Consider the following 17,953-nt stretch of genomic DNA (forward strand, 5'->3'; position numbering starts at 1 on the left):
ATGAAGAATAGAACGCTTTATTTGATGCTGGGGATTGTACTGATAGGAATGGTACAATCTTGTAAGAAAGACAATGCTGGAAGTGCGCAACAAGGAATGGCGAAACCCTATCCTGTGGTGAGTGTTCCGAAGGATTCTATAACTGCATTTGCGGAATATCCGGCTAGTATAGAAGGAGTTGTGAACAGTGATGTGCGTGCAAAGATCACAGGCTATATTACCAAGGTTTATGTAGATGAAGGACAATTTGTACAAAAAGGTCAAGCACTTTTTAAGCTGGAAACCAACACTTTATCTCAAGATGCGAGTGCAGCTCGAAGTGGTGTTTCAGCTTCAGAATCTTCAGTTGCTGCCGCTAAAGCTGCAGTGGATGCTGCTCAAATAGAGGTCAACAAATTGGTTCCGCTTGTTGAGAAAAAAATCATTAGTTCAGTTCAGTTGGAAACGGCAAGAGCCAATTTACTTTCGGCTCAAAGTCAACACAAACAAGCACAAGCCAGTTACCTTCAATCTCAAGCCAATTATAAATCGGCTGCCGCCAATTTAGGATATGGAACTGTTTATGCGCCGGTTTCGGGTGTGGTAGGTAGCTTGCCGCTAAGAGAAGGAAACCTCGTTGGTCCAAATGATGCTACACCTTTAACGGTCATTTCAGATGTCAGCGAATTGTATGCTTATTTTTCTATGAATGAAAAAGAGTATTTGGACTTTTTGGAAAACAATGAAGGAAAAACGCTTAAAGAAAAAATCAAAAATCTTCCTCCTGTCAAATTGAAATTGGCTAACGGAAGCATGTATTCTGAAGAAGGAAAAATTGAAGCAGTTACAGGGCAAATCGACCCGCAAACTGGAACAATTCAGTTTAGAGTTCATTTTGACAATGAAAACGGACTCTTGACCAATGGAAATAGCGGTAGTATCATGATTCCTCAACTGTATCCAGATGTTTTGGTCGTGCCTGAATCTTCTACGTTTGAACAACAAGGAATAACGTATGTATACAAAGTAGAAAAAGATACTGCAGTTTCTACCATTATTGGCATTACGGCAAGAGCCAATAACATGGCCATCATCAATAACGGTTTAAAAGAAGGGGATAAAATCGTAGCGACAGGAGTAGGAAATCTACGTACCGGAACAGCCATCCAACCTCAACCGGCCAATTTTGATTCTATTGTCCAATCCATTAAACCTGTATTTAAATAATGATTCAATTTATTATCAACAGACCGGTATTTGCAGCTGTAATCTCAATTTTGATTGTGATACTCGGGATTTTAGGTTTGACCGAATTACCGGTCACACAATATCCCGACATTGCGCCGCCTACCGTACAAATTAATGCCACTTATCCAGGAGCCAATGCCAAAACGGTTATGGAAAGTGTGGTGATTCCTATTGAAGAACAAGTGAATGGTGTGGAAGATATGGACTATATTTCTTCTACAGCTTCCAATAATGGATCGGCCAATATTTCAGTTTTCTTTAAACCGGGAGTAGATCCAGATATTGCAGCGGTAAACGTTCAAAACCGTGTAGCCCGGGCAACTCCTATCCTGCCCTCTGAAGTAAATCAGACCGGAGTTGTTACCCAAAAACAACAAACAAGTGCTTTGATGTTTATTTCGCTTTACTCGAGCAATGAAGCTTATGACCAAACATTCATCGAAAACTATGGAAATATCAACATCACTCCTGCGTTAAAAAGAATCAACGGTGTAGGTGACGCAAATGTTTTCGGTGGTCGAACTTATGCTATGCGTGTTTGGCTCAAACCGGAACAGATGAAAGCTTATGGACTCAATCCATCTGATGTAACTGCTGCCATTCAAGAACAAAGCCGCGAAGTTGCCGCAGGACAAATTGGTTCCAATGCCGGAAATTCATTTGAGTATGTTATCACGTATAAAGGTCGTTACAACGAAAAAGAACAATATGACGACATCATCATTAAATCCATAGGCAATGGTCAATTTTTAAGACTTAAAGATGTTGCAGATATCGAAATGGGTGGTCAATCTTACGCCGGAATCGGTAGAAGTAATGGAGATCCTGCTGTGAGTATTGCGATTTACCAAACGCCAGGTTCGAATGCCCAAACCATCATCAACGATATCAAAGCCTATTTCGAACAAGCAGAAGCATCCTTTCCGGAAGGAATAGGTTATCGGATTAATTTTGATACCAATGAATTTTTGGATGCATCCATCTCAAAAGTGGTACATACGATCATTGAAGCTTTTATTTTAGTATTTCTCGTCGTATTTATCTTTTTGCAGGACATTCGTTCCACTTTGATTCCGGCCATTGCAGTTCCGGTTTCATTGATAGGATCTTTTTTCTTTTTGAATTTATTTGGATTCTCCATCAACTTATTGACGCTATTTGCGATGGTCCTCGCCATCGGTATCGTAGTGGATGATGCCATCGTCGTCGTCGAGGCCGTCCATGCAAAACTGGAAAATGGCGAACATCCAAAAGAAGCCACCAAAAATGCGATGAGCGAAATCACCGGAGCCATTATTTCCATTACTTTGGTTTTGGCAGCTGTGTTTGTGCCGGTAACTTTTATTTCTGGTCCTACCGGTGTTTTTTATCAGCAATTTGGTATCACTTTGATCATTACCATTATCATTTCTGCGATCAATGCATTGACATTGAGCCCCATGCTATGTGCTTTGTTCTTGAAACACAAAGAACCAAAAGCTTATGAAAACAAAAATATTTTCCAGCGATTTTTCCATAAATTCAATACCGGATTTGATGCAGCGACTAAACGATACGGGAATATGTTTACTTTCCTATTTCGTCATAAATGGGTTACCGTTATTTTATTTGTCATAGCCGGATTGGGAATTTATTTTGCCAATAGTGCGATGCCAAGTGGATTTGTGCCAAATGAAGACCGCGGAATTATTTTCATCAACGCCGAATTGCCTCCGGGAGCATCAATGGACAGAACCTATTTGGCAATGGAAAAAGTAAAACCGGTCGTGGAACAAATTCCTGGCGTACAATCCTTTACGTATATCACCGGAAGAAGTTTCTTAGGAGGTGCAGGGAGCAATCAAGCGTTGGGATTCATTAAATTAAATTCATTTGAAGAAAGAACCCATGCTGATGGACAAAGTGTAGATGAAATCACCGGAAAATTATTTGGTGTGACAGCTGGAATTCCAGATGCCCAATATGTTTTCTTCGGACCACCTTCTATTCAAGGATATGGAATCAGCGCAGGATTTGAAATTAAATTATTGGACCGATTTGGAGGTGAAGTTGCCGATTTAGATGCTGCTACGCAGAATTTCATTCAGGAATTGATGGCCCGTCCGGAAATCCAATATGCACAATCTTCCTTTAAGACAGGATATCCTCAATTGGATTTGGAACTAAATGTACCTCGAATCAAAGAAGCAGGACTTTCTATTTCTGATATTTTAAGTGCATTGCAAGGGTATATCGGTGGTGTTTATGCTTCTGACTTTACGAAATATGGTAAATATTATCGTGTTTCTATCCAAGCTTTACCGGAAGATCGGAAAGATGTTTCTTCTTTAAATGAATTCTATATTCGAACTTCAAGTGGTCAAATGGCACCTATTTCTCAGTTTGCTTCATTGGATAGAACGTATGGACCACCGTCGTTAAATCGTTTCAATTTATTCAATGCCGTTACGGTATCTGGAGCAAATAATCCGGGTTATTCGACCGGTGATGCCATTTCAGCCGTTCAGGAGGTAGCAGAAACTTTACCGAGCAATTATTCGATTGATTATTCTGGTTTGACCCGTGAAGAAGTAAATGCAGGATCAGAGACCGTTGTGATTTTTATTTTGTGTTTGATTTTTGTGTATTTCATTTTGAGTGCATTGTATGAAAGTTTCATCGTTCCTTTTTCTGTCATCTTTTCTTTGCCATTTGGGATCATGGGCGCATATTTAGGTCAGTGGTTATTTGGACTGGAAAATAATATTTACTTCCAAATTGCCTTGGTGATGCTCGTAGGATTATTGGCCAAAAACGCAATTTTGATTGTCGAATTTGCCCAAATCCGGCGTATGCATGGTGAAACCATCGCCAAATCTGCAATTAATGCTGCAAAAGCGCGTCTTCGCCCGATTTTGATGACATCATTTGCCTTTATTTGTGGTTTGTTGCCATTGGTTTTTGCATCAGGAATTGGAGCAGTTGGTAACCGTTCAGTAGCAACCGGTGCAGCAATTGGTTTGTTAATCGGTACCATTTTCGGTTTGGTTGTGATTCCGGTTTTGTATGTTATTTTTCAAGCATTACAAGAACGCATTAAGCCGATTAAATTTGATTCAGAATCTTCAAACATCCATTAATTATGAAATTGAAAATACCCATCATAGTCTTTACCACTTTTTTGTTGGTTCAATCTTGTTCTACGATTAAAAAAGAATACAGCAGAGAAATTCTGAAAGAGGTAAATGTAGACATGTACCGTACAGAAAGAGAAGTAAATGATACAACCAATTTGGCACAAGTCAAATGGCAAGAATTATTTACTGACAAACAATTGCAAAATCATATCACGACCGCTTTGAACCAGAATCTGGATTTAATGGTTGCTTTGGAAAATATAGAAAATGCAAATGCCTATGTGCTCCAAGCTAAAGCTGGACAATTGCCTATGCTGTCCGTCGGTCCGTCTGTTACTTATTCGTCGAGTTCAGTAAATACCCAATTTGGGCAAATCATCGGTGATAGACAGTATATTACACAGTACGAATTTGGCGCAAACCTCAGTTGGGAAGCGGATATTTGGGGCAAAATTGCCAGTCAGAAAAGAGCGCAATTGGCAACTTATTTACAAAGTGTAGCAGCTCATCAAGCCATCAAATCAGAAATTGTTTCTGCGATTGCGACTTATTATTATCAATTGTTGTCTTTTGATGCTCAAAAGGAAATCCTAAATGAAACGATTTTATCGAGAAAAAGTAGTTTGGAAACTTCAAAAGCACTTAAAGAAGCAGGGCAATTGACTGAAGCCGCTGTGAAACAATATGAGGCACAAGTCCTCAATGCTGAAGCCCAAATTATTTCAATCGACAACAACATCAAAATCGTGGAAAACGCCATGAGTGTTTTGATGGGAAATGCACCGCAATCGATTGCAAGAGGAAGATTGGATGCGCAGGAAATTCAAACAGAACTGGTAAAATCAGGTGTTCCGGTTCAGTTGTTGGACAATCGTCCAGATGTATTGGCTGCTGAATACTCATTGGTCAATTCATTGGAATTGAGTAATGTAGCAAGAGCTTCTATGTATCCGACGCTATCTTTGAGCGCAAATGGCGGACTTCAAAGTGTGGACATCGACAAATTGTTCAATGCGAATTCTCTTTTCTTTAATCTAATTGGTTCGTTGACCCAACCGATTTTCAACCAAAGACAATTGAAGACCCAAAAAGAAGTGGCTTTGAACAATCAGCAAATTGCGTATTTGAATTATAAATCAACCATTTTAAATGCAGGTCAAGAGGTTTCCAATGCACTTAGTGATTATGAAACCCAAACCAAATTGGCCGATTTAAAAGAGCAAGAATACCAAGCTTATTTTGATTCTCGAAATTATTCGGATGAATTGTTGAACTATGGTTTGGCTGATTATTTGGATGTTTTGGTAGCGGAGCAAAATGCCTTGAATGCTAAATTAAATGCAATTTCAGCAGATTACGGAAAACTAAATGCTGTGGTTCAACTTTATTTGGCTTTAGGCGGCGGATGGCGTTAATTGAAAGTTGAAAATTAGAAATATAATAAAAAGCTACTTGATTGAGTAGCTTTTTTTAAACGGCTAATATTTTATCTTTGAAAAATGAATCAAAAAGAAACCGAAATTCAATGTTGTGTGACCCAATGTGAAAATCCATTGGACCAGGATTATTGGAACCAAAGATGGGAAAAAAATGAAACCGGATGGGACATAGGTGCAGCTGCTCCGGCTATCGTGGAATACATGAATCAATTTCCCGATAAAAAGGCCAAAATTCTGATACCGGGCTGTGGAAACGCGCATGAAGCTGCTTATTTGGTTGAGAATGGTTTTAGAGATATTACCCTGATCGACATTGCACCCAATGCCGTAAAAAGATTACAAGAGAAATTTGCGGACGATTCAACCATCTCCATTTTATGTGAAGATTTCTTCCAACATAACGGAAATTATGACCTGATCATCGAGCAAACTTTTTTCTGTGCCATCCCTCCTTTTCGTCGAGCGGAATATGTAGAGAAATCAGCCGAATTGCTCAATGAAAATGGTAAAATAATTGGTTTGCTTTTTGATAAACAATTTGATCAAAATCATCCACCCTTTGGTGGTTGTCCTTGTGAATACAAACCTATCTTTGAGCCCTATTTCAGGATCAAAACTATGGATGAATGTTACAACAGCATTCCTCCCAGATCCAAATCTGAAGTATTTATCAATTTGGTTAAAAAATAATTGGAATGAAGAATTTTGTAGTAAAACATAAATTAACATTAATCGGAATTGCTTTGGGCGCCATAGGCGGATTTTTCTATTGGCAGCAAATCGGATGTGATTCGGGAAGTTGTGCGATCACTTCAAATCCCTTGAATAGCACCGTTTACGGTTCGGTCATGGGTGGTTTATTTTTATCCATTTTTAAAAAGAATTCGAAGTAAAATTAATAATGAAAAATCAAAATCTAAATAGCGGTAAATTTATATTTCTATTTTTGATGATGATTGCTTTCTTATTGCCTTGCGCCATTAAGAAAGAACTCAAATCCGCTGTAGATGATGCTTTGGTTTTGGTTGATCAAACCAAAAAAAACAACCCAAACTTCACTTGCCAAACCATCTCAAAAGCTGATTCTCTTCAAGTTTCTTCAGATATTTCTTCTCCAATTTTTGGACTTTCCGGTTTAAAATCACCCATTTATTCAATTGGTTTTTCGACCGATTCTTTTGATCTCAATCAGGAGAAAGAAGTAATTTACTCATCTTCTGTTCCCCTATTTATTCTGTACGAAGAATATTTGATTTGATTCCATAATAATTTTAATACAACAATCAATTGAACTCATATTCAATTGGTTATATATTACTTTATTAATCAAATATTACTTTTAAAAATGAACAATCAAATATTTTCATACGCAGGTATGTTTACCACTTCCTTGCGTTTAGTTGCCGGATGGACCTATTTTTCAGCCTTTTGGCGGCGCCTTATATTGGAAAACAAACTCAACCCTGAAGAAGCCGGCTACATCGGAGAAAAATTCAATCATTTCTTACCTCATGCCCTTGGGATCAAACCGCTCATCGAGCATTTGGTTTCCAATCCCGAAAGCCTTTGGTGGGCAATGGCTTCTTTTACAATTATAGAAGGTGTCGTCGGGCTTTTCTTTATTTTCGGATTATTTACCCGACTGATGAGCATCGGCGTATTTTCATTGGCTTTTGGTATTCTTTTGGGTTCTGGTTGGCTCGGGACGACTTGTTTGGATGAATGGCAAATAGGTGTACTGGGCATCGCTTCCGGTTTTACTATTTTTCTATCAGGAGGCGGTAAATTTTCTTTAGACCAATATTTAGCTTCTAAAAAAATAGGATTTACCCAAACGAAATGGTTTGGATTTTTAGGTTCTAATCTTTTACCGATAAAAGACGTCCTTTTGTCAAAAATGGTCATAATTGGTTCTATTTTTATTTTTGGAATGACCCTTTTTACCAATCAATATTTCCACGGTGGAGTTTATGGGAAATTGCACAATCTCTCTGTAAAACCGCATATAACGATCACGAATGCAAAAATTGAAAATCAAAAATTATCTTTTACCGTTTTTCGGGATGAAGGAGCTGATGTTTATGGTTCATTTTTAATCGGAATACAATTGACCAATGAAAAAGGTGAAATCATTTTTGAACAAAATCAAAATCAATTGTCCCAACTTTCATCCGACCAAATTGAAAATGATTTTGTTGCCAAAGTAAAACCCGGGAAACATAGTTTGGTTTTACCCCTTGGCGCAAGAGCCAATTTGATTTTTCAACATGAAGCTTTTAAAGATTTAGCAGGAGAATACCGATTGGAACTAACGGACATCAGTGGTGCGAAATGGGAAACTGTAATAACGATTCCATAAGGAATTGATGGTTAAGAAAAAAAGCGATTCATTGAAATATTTTCTAAAAGTGAATCGCTTTTTTTGTGAATCTGATTTTCATGTTGGGTTTTGATTATTAAAACAATAGAAAATTAGTTAAGTTTGAATTCAATAAATTATTTTAAATTCATGAAGTACTCACAAGAAATTACCATCGACGCTCCTATCCAGAAAGTCATCCAACTTTTTGATGATCCTGATCAAATGGACAAATGGATGAAAGGTTTGATCAGTTTTGAACATTTAAGTGGGACGCAAGGTCAACCCGGCGCCAAATCTAAATTGAAATTTCAAATGGGAAAAAGAGAAATCGAAATGATCGAAACCATAACCGTCAGAAATCTTCCTCATGAATTTAGCGGAACTTATGATGCAAAAGGCGTACACAACATCGTGAAAAATTATTTTGAAGAAATTTCCGAAAATCAAACCCGTTATACGACCGAAAATGAATTTCAGATGAAAGGATTCATGAAAATTATGGCTTGGTTGATGCCCGGCGCTTTTAAAAAACAATCGCTGCAATATTTAAAAGACTTTAAAGCATTTGTTGAACGTACGAATTCGTAAATTTAGATGGTCATTTTTTAGCAACTTTCATGATAAACTCGTTAGCATGCATTTACCAGCATCCCTTGCTTTCAAAAGCCAATTTGGACATTATATTTTCTGCACACCGGCGAATTAAGGTTTCCAAAAACGAATTTCTTTTGCGTGAAGGCGAAGTTTTAAATTCTTACTATGTTTTGGAAAGCGGTTTGGTTCGGGCTTTTGTCCACGATTTTGATAACAATGAAATCACTACTGAATTCTTTGTGAAAAACGAAATTGTGATTGTTCCTTCTTCCCTTTTTCAAAGAATACCGTCCAAAGAAAATCTTCAAGCCGTTACGAATGCTGTCTTATGGAAAATTGAATTTGATGATTTCGAAAAATTATTTGATCAAATCGAAGGATTTAAAGATTGGGGAAGATTATGGTTTACTTTCCAATTGTTTTCCAACAAACAACGATCACTCGACATGATTACGGAAACTGCTACCAACCGCTATTTAAAGTTGATGAAAGAAAAACCTTCCATCGTCAAATCGGCTCCACTCAAACAAATTGCCTCTTATTTAGGAATTACAGATAGTTCATTAAGCCGAATTAGAAGGGAGATTTTATACAATTCAAAATCCTGAATTCAAAAATTTCAAATTCTTGTCATAAGGCAAGAATTTTTTATTGGGTTTCATTTTAACTTTGGAATTAATAAATTTAAAATCTAATTTTATGGATAACAAGGCAATAGTAAAACAGTTTTTAGGAAATCTTTTTATAGACAACGACAAGGCGTACGAAGTAGTTGCAGACAACGTTCGTGTAAATTGGCCTGGTTTCGGGATGGAAGATATTGTCGGAAAAGATAATCTGAGAAAGTTTTTTGAAAACGACGGACCAGATAAAGTCATTGAACAAAAAATCAACAATTTGTTGTGCGAAAACGACACGGTAATCGGAGATGGAACCATCGTAACTGAACGAAACGGAAAAGTGGAAACTTCACATTTCGCTGATGTTTATACGATGAAAGATGGAAAAATTATACGACTAAATTCGTACATGGTTTTTGATAAAACTAACCAACCATAAACAAAACAACATTTAAATCAATAAATCATGAAACTAAATCCTTATTTAAATTTCGATGGAAACTGCGAAGAAGCATTTAACCATTACAAAATAGTGTTTAAAACCGAATTCAATCAATACGGAATGATGCGATTTGGCGATATTCCTTCCATGGATGGTTTTGAACTTGCAGACGAACATAAAAACAGAGTGATGCACGTGGGAATCAACATTGGTGGGGATATTTTGATGGGCTCTGATACGATGCCCGGATTTGCGCAACGTCCTTTCCAAAATGGTGATAATGCTTATGTGAGCATTCATCCTGATTCGCGTGAAGAAGCTGACCGGATTTTTGCTGAACTTTCCGAAGGAGGAGAAATCGAAATGCCGATGGAAGACCAGTTTTGGGGCGATTATTTCGGGAGTTTCCGTGATAAATTCGGTATAAATTGGATGATTAACTTTAATGCAAACGGTCAATAACTTAATTGTAAATCATTAAGACCTATCAAAAATTTGGTAGGTCTTTTATTTTTCTAAAATTCTTGGTAAATTTAGGTTCAATTCAATCAAATTTACCATGGAAAATTGTTTAGAATGTGGTGATAAAATTATAGGTCGTTCCGATAAAAAATTCTGCAATGACAGTTGTCGAAATGCTTACAACAACAAGCAAAACAAGGATTCAACCAATTTGATGCGCAATATCCAACGCATCTTGCGTTCCAATCACCGTATTCTCTCTGAGTTGAATTTCAAGGACGGAAAATATAAAACTACCAAAGAAAAACTCAACTCATATGGTTTTGATTTTGAGTATTTTACCCATTTTAAAAAATACAAAAATGGCGCGGAATATCGGTTTATTTTTGATATCGGTTATAAAGAGCTGGAAGATGATTGGCTGTTGATAGTTCGAAACGATTAAAAATCCAAAATTCCATTATTTAGTTCAACCGCTTCTTCGTTTGCACGAAACAATCTTGCAGTATGGTTTCCTTTTAATTCAATTTTTCCGTTTTCAATTTCCAACCAACTTCCCTCTCGCAGTCCCAAAACAGGTTGTGAATTAAATTTGTGAAACTCTTTGATGCGGGTTTCACGTGTTTCACCTTTGTGTGTGGAATCTGGATCAGGATCGAGATAATGTGGATTGATGTTAAAAGGTAAAAATCCGAGTGCTTCAAAACTCGGCGGATAAACAATCGGCATGTCGTTGGTCGTTCCGACGGTCATTCCGGTTAAATTGCTTCCTGCACTACTTCCCATATAATGAATTCCATCAGCCACAACTTGTTTCAAGGTTTCCATTACATCCAATTCGTACAATGTTTTTAACAACAAAAATGTATTTCCGCCACCTACAAAAATGGCTTTGGCATTTTGAATGGCATCTTTTGGATTAGAAAATTCATGAATTCCTTTTACCGAAATATTTTTTTGACCAAAGGCTTTTCTCGGCGCTTCGGTATATTCGTCATAAGAAATTCCGGAAGGTCGTGCATAAGGAACGAACAAGATTTCATCCGTTTGTAAGAAATCAACTGCATCTTCTATAATATAGTCCAAATAACCACTTCCAAAAACGGTACTCGTACTTGCGGCAAGGATTTTGTAATTTTGATTTAACTTCATGAGCGCAATTTAATTTGAATTTGCTAATTCTAAAAGAAATTCATTAGTTTCGAACCAAAATTTAACCGATGTTAAAGTATTTTTTATTTGGCATTTTTTGTGTCCAGTCCATTTGGATTTCAGCTCAAACGGATAACGATCCCATTTATGTCAATTACAACTTTTTTCCAAGCAGAGATTTCGATAAAGTAGACGGAAGTGCGACTTATCAACAAGTCGAAGCCAATGTGATTTTGCCTGGTTTTAACTTGGGAAAAAAAACAAAAGTCTATACCAATTTGAACTACAAAGTCAATAGTTATGACTTTGAAGATACCGGAACCGATGTTTATCCGACTACTTTAAATGATTTCAGACTGGGTTTTATCGTCCGACATCAAGTTTCAGATATTTTTGAACTCATTTTAGCTCCGCGGATCAATGTCAGAAGTGATTTTGAAGAAAAGTTCAGCAAAAGAGATTTGTTTCCCAGTGCGCATTTGTTGGGATTGCGCACCCATAAACAGAACCCAAATTTGATCTATGGATTGGGTGTGAGTTACAACAACGAAGGAATTAAGAATTTGGTAATTCCAATTGGGATTTTACAATATAAAAATGAGGATATCCGCATCTACACTATCATTCCGAGTTTTGCATATATTATGTTGACACCTTCGGAAAAATTCGAATACGGTTTAAGTGTCAATTTGGAAGCGGGATTATTTCACATCGACCGATTTTCATTGGATAATTCACCCAATTATCTTCGAACTTCCAACGTGACCATCGCGCCAACTTTGGGCTATAAATTTTATAAAGATTTCTGGTTCAACTTTAGAGCCGGATATGCGATGCCGGGAAATTATCAATTGCTGGATGCCGATTTTGAGGCAGTTCCCTATTGGAAAAAAAATAAATTGGCAGACAGTTTTTCGATTATGGCCGGCGTCAGTTTGCGTGTGAAAGAAAAACAGGATTAAATTTTCATGAAATTTTCCTTCATCAAACGATTTAATTGAATTTGCGCAATGGAATCCGGCGCATATTTTAAAAAATTATTTCGCAAGTAAATTGCAAGAGAATTTTCAGATTGCGCCATTTTTCCTGCTATCCAGGAAGTATCCGTAATGTATTTCGTACGATCTAATCGTCGATTTTCAAAATTCCGAAATGCGGTTGGAAAATCATTTTTCATCAATTCATCTTGTAAAACGGCCACATCTTCAATCGCCATACAAGCGCCTTGTCCCATATTGGGCGTGGTGGCGTGCGCCGCGTCACCGATCAACAGAACTTTATCAGAAAAATTGAAACGAGAAATTGGTTTTATATCCACAATCGGCGTACTGATTACATCTTTTTCATCCGTCAAATCCAATAACATCGGAATATCCCGATGGTAATTTTGAAACAATTTTTTTAATTCTTCAAGTCCAAATTTATCCACACCGTCATTCATATCAGAATTCACACAAGCATACCAATACACGCGCTTTCCGCTCAACGGCGAAATTCCAAAACGTCCGTTTCGTCCCCAAGTTTCCGAATTTTTATGAATGGATTTCCAATTCTCCAAATGCACAACGCCTCTCCAACACCAATATCCGGCGTATCTCGGCTTTGATTTCGGCAAAAAAAATTGTCTGACTTTTGAATTCACACCATCGGCTCCGATCACATAATCAAATTCTACTATTGAATTATCCTTAAATTTTAGTCGAACTTTAGAATCGACCTGAATGTCAATAAATTCCTTTGAAGTTTCAATTTGATTGGCATCCAATTGACTTAGTAAAAACTGGTGCAAATCGGCACGGTGAACAGCATAATTGGCTTTGTTGTACTTTTTTGAAATCCTGGAGGTGTCGGCCTGAACCAGAATTTCTCCTTTTTCATTGCAAATATCAAATTGATCAATTGGATTACTGATCTGGACAATCCCTTCTTCCAAATCCAAATATTCAAAAGCCTTGATCGCATTACTCGCCAGACCTATCCCCGCTCCTATTCCACGAACGGTTTCCGAAGCTTCAAAAACGGTAGAATCCAATTCCAAATCATTCAACATTTTGGCAAGAGTTAAACCTCCGATCCCGGCACCGATTATCCCAATTTTTGGTTTCATAGTTGAAATTTAAATCAATATTCTGAAATGCAAAATGAGGATTATCAGCGATTCTAAATTTCTCATTATTCTGTTAATTTCATACATTCGCTAACATGAAAATAATTAGCTACAACGTCAACGGAATTCGCGCTGCGATGCGCAAAGGATTATTGGATTGGGTAAAAGTCGCACAGCCCGATGTCCTTTGTCTACAAGAAACCAAAGCGAACGAAGAACAAATCCTGGAAGAAATCAAATTATTCAGCGAAATCGGGTATTTCTCGTATTGGCATTCCGCTCAGAAAAAGGGATACAGCGGCGTTGCCATTCTTACCAAACATACACCGGAAAAGGTAGAATATGGAACCGGAATCGAATACATCGATTTTGAAGGTCGTGTCTTACGCGTGGATTATGAAGGTGTTTCCATCATCAGTGTATATGTTCCGAGCGGAACCAATATGGATCGGCTGGATTTCAAAATGCAGTTCTGTCGAGACTTTCAAAACTATATCAAAGAATTACGAAATGAAATTCCCAACTTGGTGATTTGTGGGGATTATAACATTTGTCACGAAGCGATTGACATTTGGGATCCGATTCGAAACGCAAAAGTTTCCGGTTTTTTACCAATGGAACGCGAATGGTTAAGCGGATATTTAGAAGACTGCGATTTGATTGATTCTTTTCGCTATTTTGTAAAAGAACCGCATCACTATAGTTGGTGGAGTCAGCGTTTCCCCACGGTTCGCGAGCAAAACAAAGGTTGGCGGATTGATTACAATATGGTCAGTCGACCATTGGAAAAAAATATGGTGAGAGCAGCTATTTTACCGGAAGCCAAACATTCAGATCACTGTCCTGTCCTCGTAGAATTGGATATTTGATTATTTTTTGTTTCAATTCAAATCCAATTTTAACAATTCTTAATTTTTAATTGGAATAATGTTTGGAAATAGATTGCAAAATTTAAATTATGAAAAAAATATTTTTTGCAAGTATTCTCTCCATTGGATTATTTGCTATTGGTTGTAGTGATGATGAATCTTCCGGAAATTCAGGCGACACTGCGACACTTGAACTTAGATTGACAGACGGTCCTGCGGATTACGAAGAAATCAATTTGGATGTTCAAGCGGTTGAAATAATCGTAGAAGGTGAGAATATCAATTTCCCCATTCCTAACCCCGGTGTTTATAACATTTTGGAGTTAAACAATGGAATTGATGTTTTGCTGGGCAATGCGCCTATCCCTGTTGGAGATGTTTCCCAAATCCGTTTGATTTTAGGTGATGATAACACGATTCGAGTAAACGGTGAATTGCATCCTTTGGACACTCCTTCTGCACAACAAAGTGGGTTGAAAGTAAATGTTCATTATAATTTTGAGCCGGGAATGGTTTACCATGTCTGGTTGGATTTTGATGCCGGAAAATCAATTGTGGAAAGAGGGAACGGAACCTACGGTTTGAAACCCGTTGTGAGAGCCTATACTGATTTGACAAATGGTATGATCGAAGGACATGTGCTTCCTATAGAAGCTTTGACAACAGTTTATGCCATTCAAAATGTTCAGGATACGATTGCCGTTGCTATTCCGGAACCAACCGGTTATTTCCGATTCAGCGGTATGGAAGAAGGAACGTACAATTTAAAATTCGATGCTGGAAATGAGGCATTTCAAGATCAAGAATTGGAAAATGTAAATGTAACATTTGGAAATATCACAAATCTTGGAGAAGTGATTATGGTTCCATAGAACTAAAATTTCATTTGATAAATCAACAGACAATCTTCAAATAAGGTTGTCTGTTTTTTGTTTCAAATCCTTACATTTAACCTATGAAAATCTCCATCCCGCAACCTTGTCACGAAAACTGGAACGAAATGCTTGCAGATGAGAAAGGGCGTTTTTGTCAATCTTGCCAGAAATGCGTGATTGATTTTACGAAACTTTCGGATAAGGAAATCTTAAATTATTCAGAAAGGAATATTTGTGTTAAAATATCTAATAATCAGATAGATAGAATTAATTCACGAAAAATATTTCAAATACCAAATTGGTTACGATATTCATCATTATTGATTGCTATGGGTTTAAATTCTGTAATTTTTGCTCAAAATAATAACTCTAAAATAAAATACACCACTTCCCAAATTGAAGAATTACAAAAACAGGATTCAACAATAGTTATTAAACTACAAGTCATTGATGGTTTTGATGAAACTCCAATTTCTGATGCTAAAGTTTACTTAAACAAAAGAAAAAGAAAGTATTCAACAAAAACAGACAAGAATGGGTATTTTGAACTTGAAATTCCAACAAAATATTTGTACGATGATTTAACAATTGAAAAAGATTATTTAAAAGATAGATTTCAAATTGGTTATCTTCTGAATCAGGATAGAATAGGTTTGGTCTTGAAAATCCTTATTGGCCGAATAGATTTTAATAAAGCAAAATAAATTGATGAGTTAAAAAATGAAAATCTCCATCCCACAACCTTGTCACGAAAACTGGAACGAAATGCTTCCGGAAGAAAAAGGACGATTTTGTCTTTCTTGTCAGAAATGTGTTTTGGATTTTACCAAAATGTCTGATTCAGAAATTTTAAATTATTCAAAACAAAAAGATATTTGTGTAAAAGTAAACAGAAATCAAATCTATAGAATCAATAGAATCAATCAAAACTATAATTCAATATATCCAAAATGGTTTCGATTTTCTTCGTTATTAGTTGCTTTTGGTTTGAGTTCTATTGGATTTGGACAAAACAATTCTGAATTGAAATACACAACTTCCGATATTGAAAAATTAATTAAAAAAGATACTGTTGTTATTTTGAAACTTCAAGTTGTTGATGATTTTGAAGGAAGTCCAATTTCAGGTGCAAAAGTTTATTTAAACAAAAAGAAAAGAAAAATCTCTACGATAACTGATGAAAATGGATATTTTGAATTGGAAATCCCAACTAAATATTTGAATGATTATATCATTGTTGAAAGTGAATATTTAAACCGTGATTATCAAATCAAATACATTTTAAACCAAGATAAAATTGGAAATGAAATTTATTTAGGACAAGTTTATTTTGAAAAGTCTAAACCAAATTCTTTTATTGATTCCATTTTTAAATTCTTTGCCTAATAATTTCAAAAAATTATGTCTCACTTTACCCCCGAATTCCTACAATTCCTACGAGAATTACCCGCTAATAACAACCGCGATTGGTTTCATGAAAATAAAAAACATTATGAACAATTCGTAAAATTCCCATTTGAGAAATTCGTAACAGATTTGATTGAAGCATTTTCAAAAGAAGGTTTGGCTGTAGGCGAATTAACTGCAAAAGAATGTATTTTCAGAATTTATCGCGATGTAAGATTTGGTCTCGACAAATCACCGTATAAAATTCATGTTTCAGCATTGATTGCTCCGGGCGGACGAAAAAGCATGAATAGTTTTGGTGCGTATGTTGAACTTTCGGGTGAACATGTCCGTTTATACAGCGGTGCCTATCAGCCATCGCCTGAACTTTTGGTGCAAATCCGACAAAAGATTTATGACGAACCGGAACGTTTACAAGAATTAATTTCCGACAAGAAATTCAAACAAAACTTCGGAGAAATCCGAGGCGAGAAAAACAAACGCATCAACAAACCTTTTTCTGAAATCATCGAAAATCAACCTTTGATTCTCAATAAATCATTCTATTATTTCAAAAATTACGAATCCGAAAATGTATTGAAAAAAGATTTCATCCAGCGATTAGTCAAAGATTATAAAATCATTCAGCCGTTGAATCAGTATCTTGAAGAAGCAATTAAATGATGTACTTATATATGTACATGATAATTACTATCTTTGTAATTAAATGAACTATAAGATGAAAACCATCACTGTTTCTGAATTCAGAAAAAACATAAAAAAATACGCAGATTTGGCGAGAACTGAAAAAGTAATTGTCAATCGTGGTGAAGGAAAAGCTTTTGCAATCGTTCCTTTGGAAGAAGTCGAAGATCCGGGTTACAATCCTGAGTTTGTAAAGAAAATTGAGAAATCTTTACAAGAGGCAGAAGAAGGAAAAACTGTAACAATTAAAACTGAAAAAGAACTTAGAGAATTTCTTGATTCATTATGAATTATATTCTGAAATTTACTGAAATTGCAGAAAAAGATATTTCATCGTTGAAAAAGTCCGATAAAAGAGCATTTGAAAAATTAAGTCAGTTGTTGGATGAACTAAAAGAACATCCTTATTCAGGAACCGGGAAACCAAAAACCCTTAAACATTCACTCAAAGGGTTATGGTCAAGAAGAATTTCTAAAAAACATCGACTTATTTATGCGGTTTACGAGAATGAAATTACAGTTCTCATTGTTTCCGCAAAAGGACATTATTCTGATAAATAAACATCTATCACCTAACTTCCCACTTCTATCATCCAA

The 17,953-nt window shown here is 36.4% G+C and carries 22 protein-coding genes; 20 read left to right on the forward strand and 2 right to left on the reverse strand.

Features of this window, described 5'->3' with window-relative positions:
* The 12 genes from HU137_RS08715 to HU137_RS08770 all read left to right on the forward strand — a co-directional run bounded on the left by HU137_RS08715 (window position 1) and on the right by HU137_RS08770 (window position 10,707).
* Window positions 1-1,206, forward strand: a complete 1,206-nt coding sequence (locus HU137_RS08715) for an efflux RND transporter periplasmic adaptor subunit (protein WP_182043457.1) — start codon at window positions 1-3, stop codon at window positions 1,204-1,206.
* Window positions 1,206-4,346 carry an efflux RND transporter permease subunit gene (locus HU137_RS08720; protein WP_182043458.1) on the forward strand — a complete coding sequence of 1,047 codons (3,141 nt, stop codon included), beginning with the start codon at window positions 1,206-1,208 and terminating at the stop codon, window positions 4,344-4,346. The genes HU137_RS08715 and HU137_RS08720 overlap by 1 nt, the downstream gene beginning before the upstream one ends.
* 2 nt (window positions 4,347-4,348) lie before the next feature.
* Window positions 4,349-5,758: a TolC family protein gene (locus HU137_RS08725; RefSeq protein ID WP_182043459.1), complete on the forward strand. Its 1,410-nt coding sequence runs from the start codon at window positions 4,349-4,351 to the stop codon at window positions 5,756-5,758.
* Between the two features lie 84 nt (window positions 5,759-5,842).
* Window positions 5,843-6,472 (forward strand): methyltransferase, encoded by a 630-nt coding sequence (locus HU137_RS08730; protein ID WP_182043460.1) that lies wholly within the window; start codon window positions 5,843-5,845, stop codon window positions 6,470-6,472.
* A 5-nt stretch (window positions 6,473-6,477) separates the two neighbouring features.
* Window positions 6,478-6,675: a DUF6132 family protein gene (locus HU137_RS08735; protein ID WP_182043461.1), complete on the forward strand. Its 198-nt coding sequence runs from the start codon at window positions 6,478-6,480 to the stop codon at window positions 6,673-6,675.
* A gap of 8 nt (window positions 6,676-6,683) precedes the next feature.
* On the forward strand, window positions 6,684-7,040 hold the full coding sequence (locus tag HU137_RS08740; protein WP_182043462.1) for a hypothetical protein: 357 nt from the start codon (window positions 6,684-6,686) through the stop codon (window positions 7,038-7,040).
* Window positions 7,041-7,127: 87 nt separating this feature from the next.
* Window positions 7,128-8,141 carry a TQO small subunit DoxD gene (locus HU137_RS08745; RefSeq protein WP_182043463.1) on the forward strand — a complete coding sequence of 338 codons (1,014 nt, stop codon included), beginning with the start codon at window positions 7,128-7,130 and terminating at the stop codon, window positions 8,139-8,141.
* Between the two features lie 150 nt (window positions 8,142-8,291).
* Window positions 8,292-8,732 carry an SRPBCC family protein gene (locus HU137_RS08750; protein ID WP_182043464.1) on the forward strand — a complete coding sequence of 147 codons (441 nt, stop codon included), beginning with the start codon at window positions 8,292-8,294 and terminating at the stop codon, window positions 8,730-8,732.
* Between the two features lie 29 nt (window positions 8,733-8,761).
* Window positions 8,762-9,346 (forward strand): Crp/Fnr family transcriptional regulator, encoded by a 585-nt coding sequence (locus tag HU137_RS08755; protein WP_182043465.1) that lies wholly within the window; start codon window positions 8,762-8,764, stop codon window positions 9,344-9,346.
* Window positions 9,347-9,437: 91 nt separating this feature from the next.
* Window positions 9,438-9,797 (forward strand): nuclear transport factor 2 family protein, encoded by a 360-nt coding sequence (locus HU137_RS08760; protein ID WP_182043466.1) that lies wholly within the window; start codon window positions 9,438-9,440, stop codon window positions 9,795-9,797.
* 24 nt (window positions 9,798-9,821) lie between these two features.
* A complete protein-coding gene (locus HU137_RS08765; protein ID WP_182043597.1) occupies window positions 9,822-10,262 on the forward strand; it encodes a VOC family protein in 441 nt (146 codons plus the stop codon).
* Window positions 10,263-10,359: 97 nt separating this feature from the next.
* Window positions 10,360-10,707, forward strand: a complete 348-nt coding sequence (locus tag HU137_RS08770) for a hypothetical protein (RefSeq protein WP_182043467.1) — start codon at window positions 10,360-10,362, stop codon at window positions 10,705-10,707.
* On the opposite strand, the gene pepE is transcribed toward HU137_RS08770, so the two are convergent.
* Entirely contained in the window at window positions 10,704-11,414 is a 711-nt protein-coding gene (gene pepE, locus HU137_RS08775; protein WP_182043468.1) for a dipeptidase PepE, read from the reverse strand. The two genes, HU137_RS08770 and pepE, sit on opposite strands and share 4 nt — an antisense overlap.
* Before the next feature lie 68 nt (window positions 11,415-11,482).
* On the opposite strand from pepE, the gene HU137_RS08780 reads away from it, so the two are divergent.
* On the forward strand, window positions 11,483-12,376 hold the full coding sequence (locus tag HU137_RS08780; protein ID WP_182043469.1) for a DUF6268 family outer membrane beta-barrel protein: 894 nt from the start codon (window positions 11,483-11,485) through the stop codon (window positions 12,374-12,376).
* Here the strand turns inward: HU137_RS08780 and HU137_RS08785 are convergent.
* Window positions 12,373-13,521, reverse strand: coding sequence for an FAD-dependent monooxygenase (locus HU137_RS08785; protein WP_182043470.1), 1,149 nt, complete (start codon window positions 13,519-13,521; stop codon window positions 12,373-12,375). The two genes, HU137_RS08780 and HU137_RS08785, sit on opposite strands and share 4 nt — an antisense overlap.
* Window positions 13,522-13,616: 95 nt before the next feature.
* Between HU137_RS08785 and HU137_RS08790 the strand changes: the two genes are divergently transcribed.
* From HU137_RS08790 to HU137_RS08820, 7 genes are all read left to right on the forward strand, one after another.
* Window positions 13,617-14,390 carry an exodeoxyribonuclease III gene (locus tag HU137_RS08790; RefSeq protein ID WP_182043471.1) on the forward strand — a complete coding sequence of 258 codons (774 nt, stop codon included), beginning with the start codon at window positions 13,617-13,619 and terminating at the stop codon, window positions 14,388-14,390.
* Window positions 14,391-14,479: 89 nt separating this feature from the next.
* Window positions 14,480-15,262: a DUF4382 domain-containing protein gene (locus tag HU137_RS08795; protein WP_182043472.1), complete on the forward strand. Its 783-nt coding sequence runs from the start codon at window positions 14,480-14,482 to the stop codon at window positions 15,260-15,262.
* A gap of 83 nt (window positions 15,263-15,345) precedes the next feature.
* The gene (locus HU137_RS08800; protein WP_182043473.1) at window positions 15,346-15,969 is read left to right on the forward strand and encodes a hypothetical protein; all 624 of its coding nucleotides are present in this window, start codon (window positions 15,346-15,348) and stop codon (window positions 15,967-15,969) included.
* 16 nt (window positions 15,970-15,985) lie between these two features.
* Window positions 15,986-16,651, forward strand: coding sequence for a peptidase associated/transthyretin-like domain-containing protein (locus HU137_RS08805; RefSeq protein WP_182043474.1), 666 nt, complete (start codon window positions 15,986-15,988; stop codon window positions 16,649-16,651).
* 15 nt (window positions 16,652-16,666) lie between these two features.
* Complete coding sequence (locus tag HU137_RS08810) at window positions 16,667-17,335, forward strand: DUF2461 domain-containing protein (protein ID WP_182043475.1); 669 nt, start codon at window positions 16,667-16,669, stop codon at window positions 17,333-17,335.
* Between the two features lie 55 nt (window positions 17,336-17,390).
* A complete protein-coding gene (locus tag HU137_RS08815; protein WP_182043476.1) occupies window positions 17,391-17,645 on the forward strand; it encodes a type II toxin-antitoxin system Phd/YefM family antitoxin in 255 nt (84 codons plus the stop codon).
* On the forward strand, window positions 17,642-17,917 hold the full coding sequence (locus HU137_RS08820) for a Txe/YoeB family addiction module toxin (RefSeq protein ID WP_182043477.1): 276 nt from the start codon (window positions 17,642-17,644) through the stop codon (window positions 17,915-17,917). Before HU137_RS08815 ends, HU137_RS08820 begins: the two co-directional genes overlap by 4 nt.
* Window positions 17,918-17,953 lie beyond the last annotated feature (36 nt).

The organism is Moheibacter lacus (assembly GCF_014042165.1).
In the GTDB taxonomy this organism is placed as follows: Bacteria; Bacteroidota; Bacteroidia; order Flavobacteriales; family Weeksellaceae; genus Moheibacter; species Moheibacter lacus.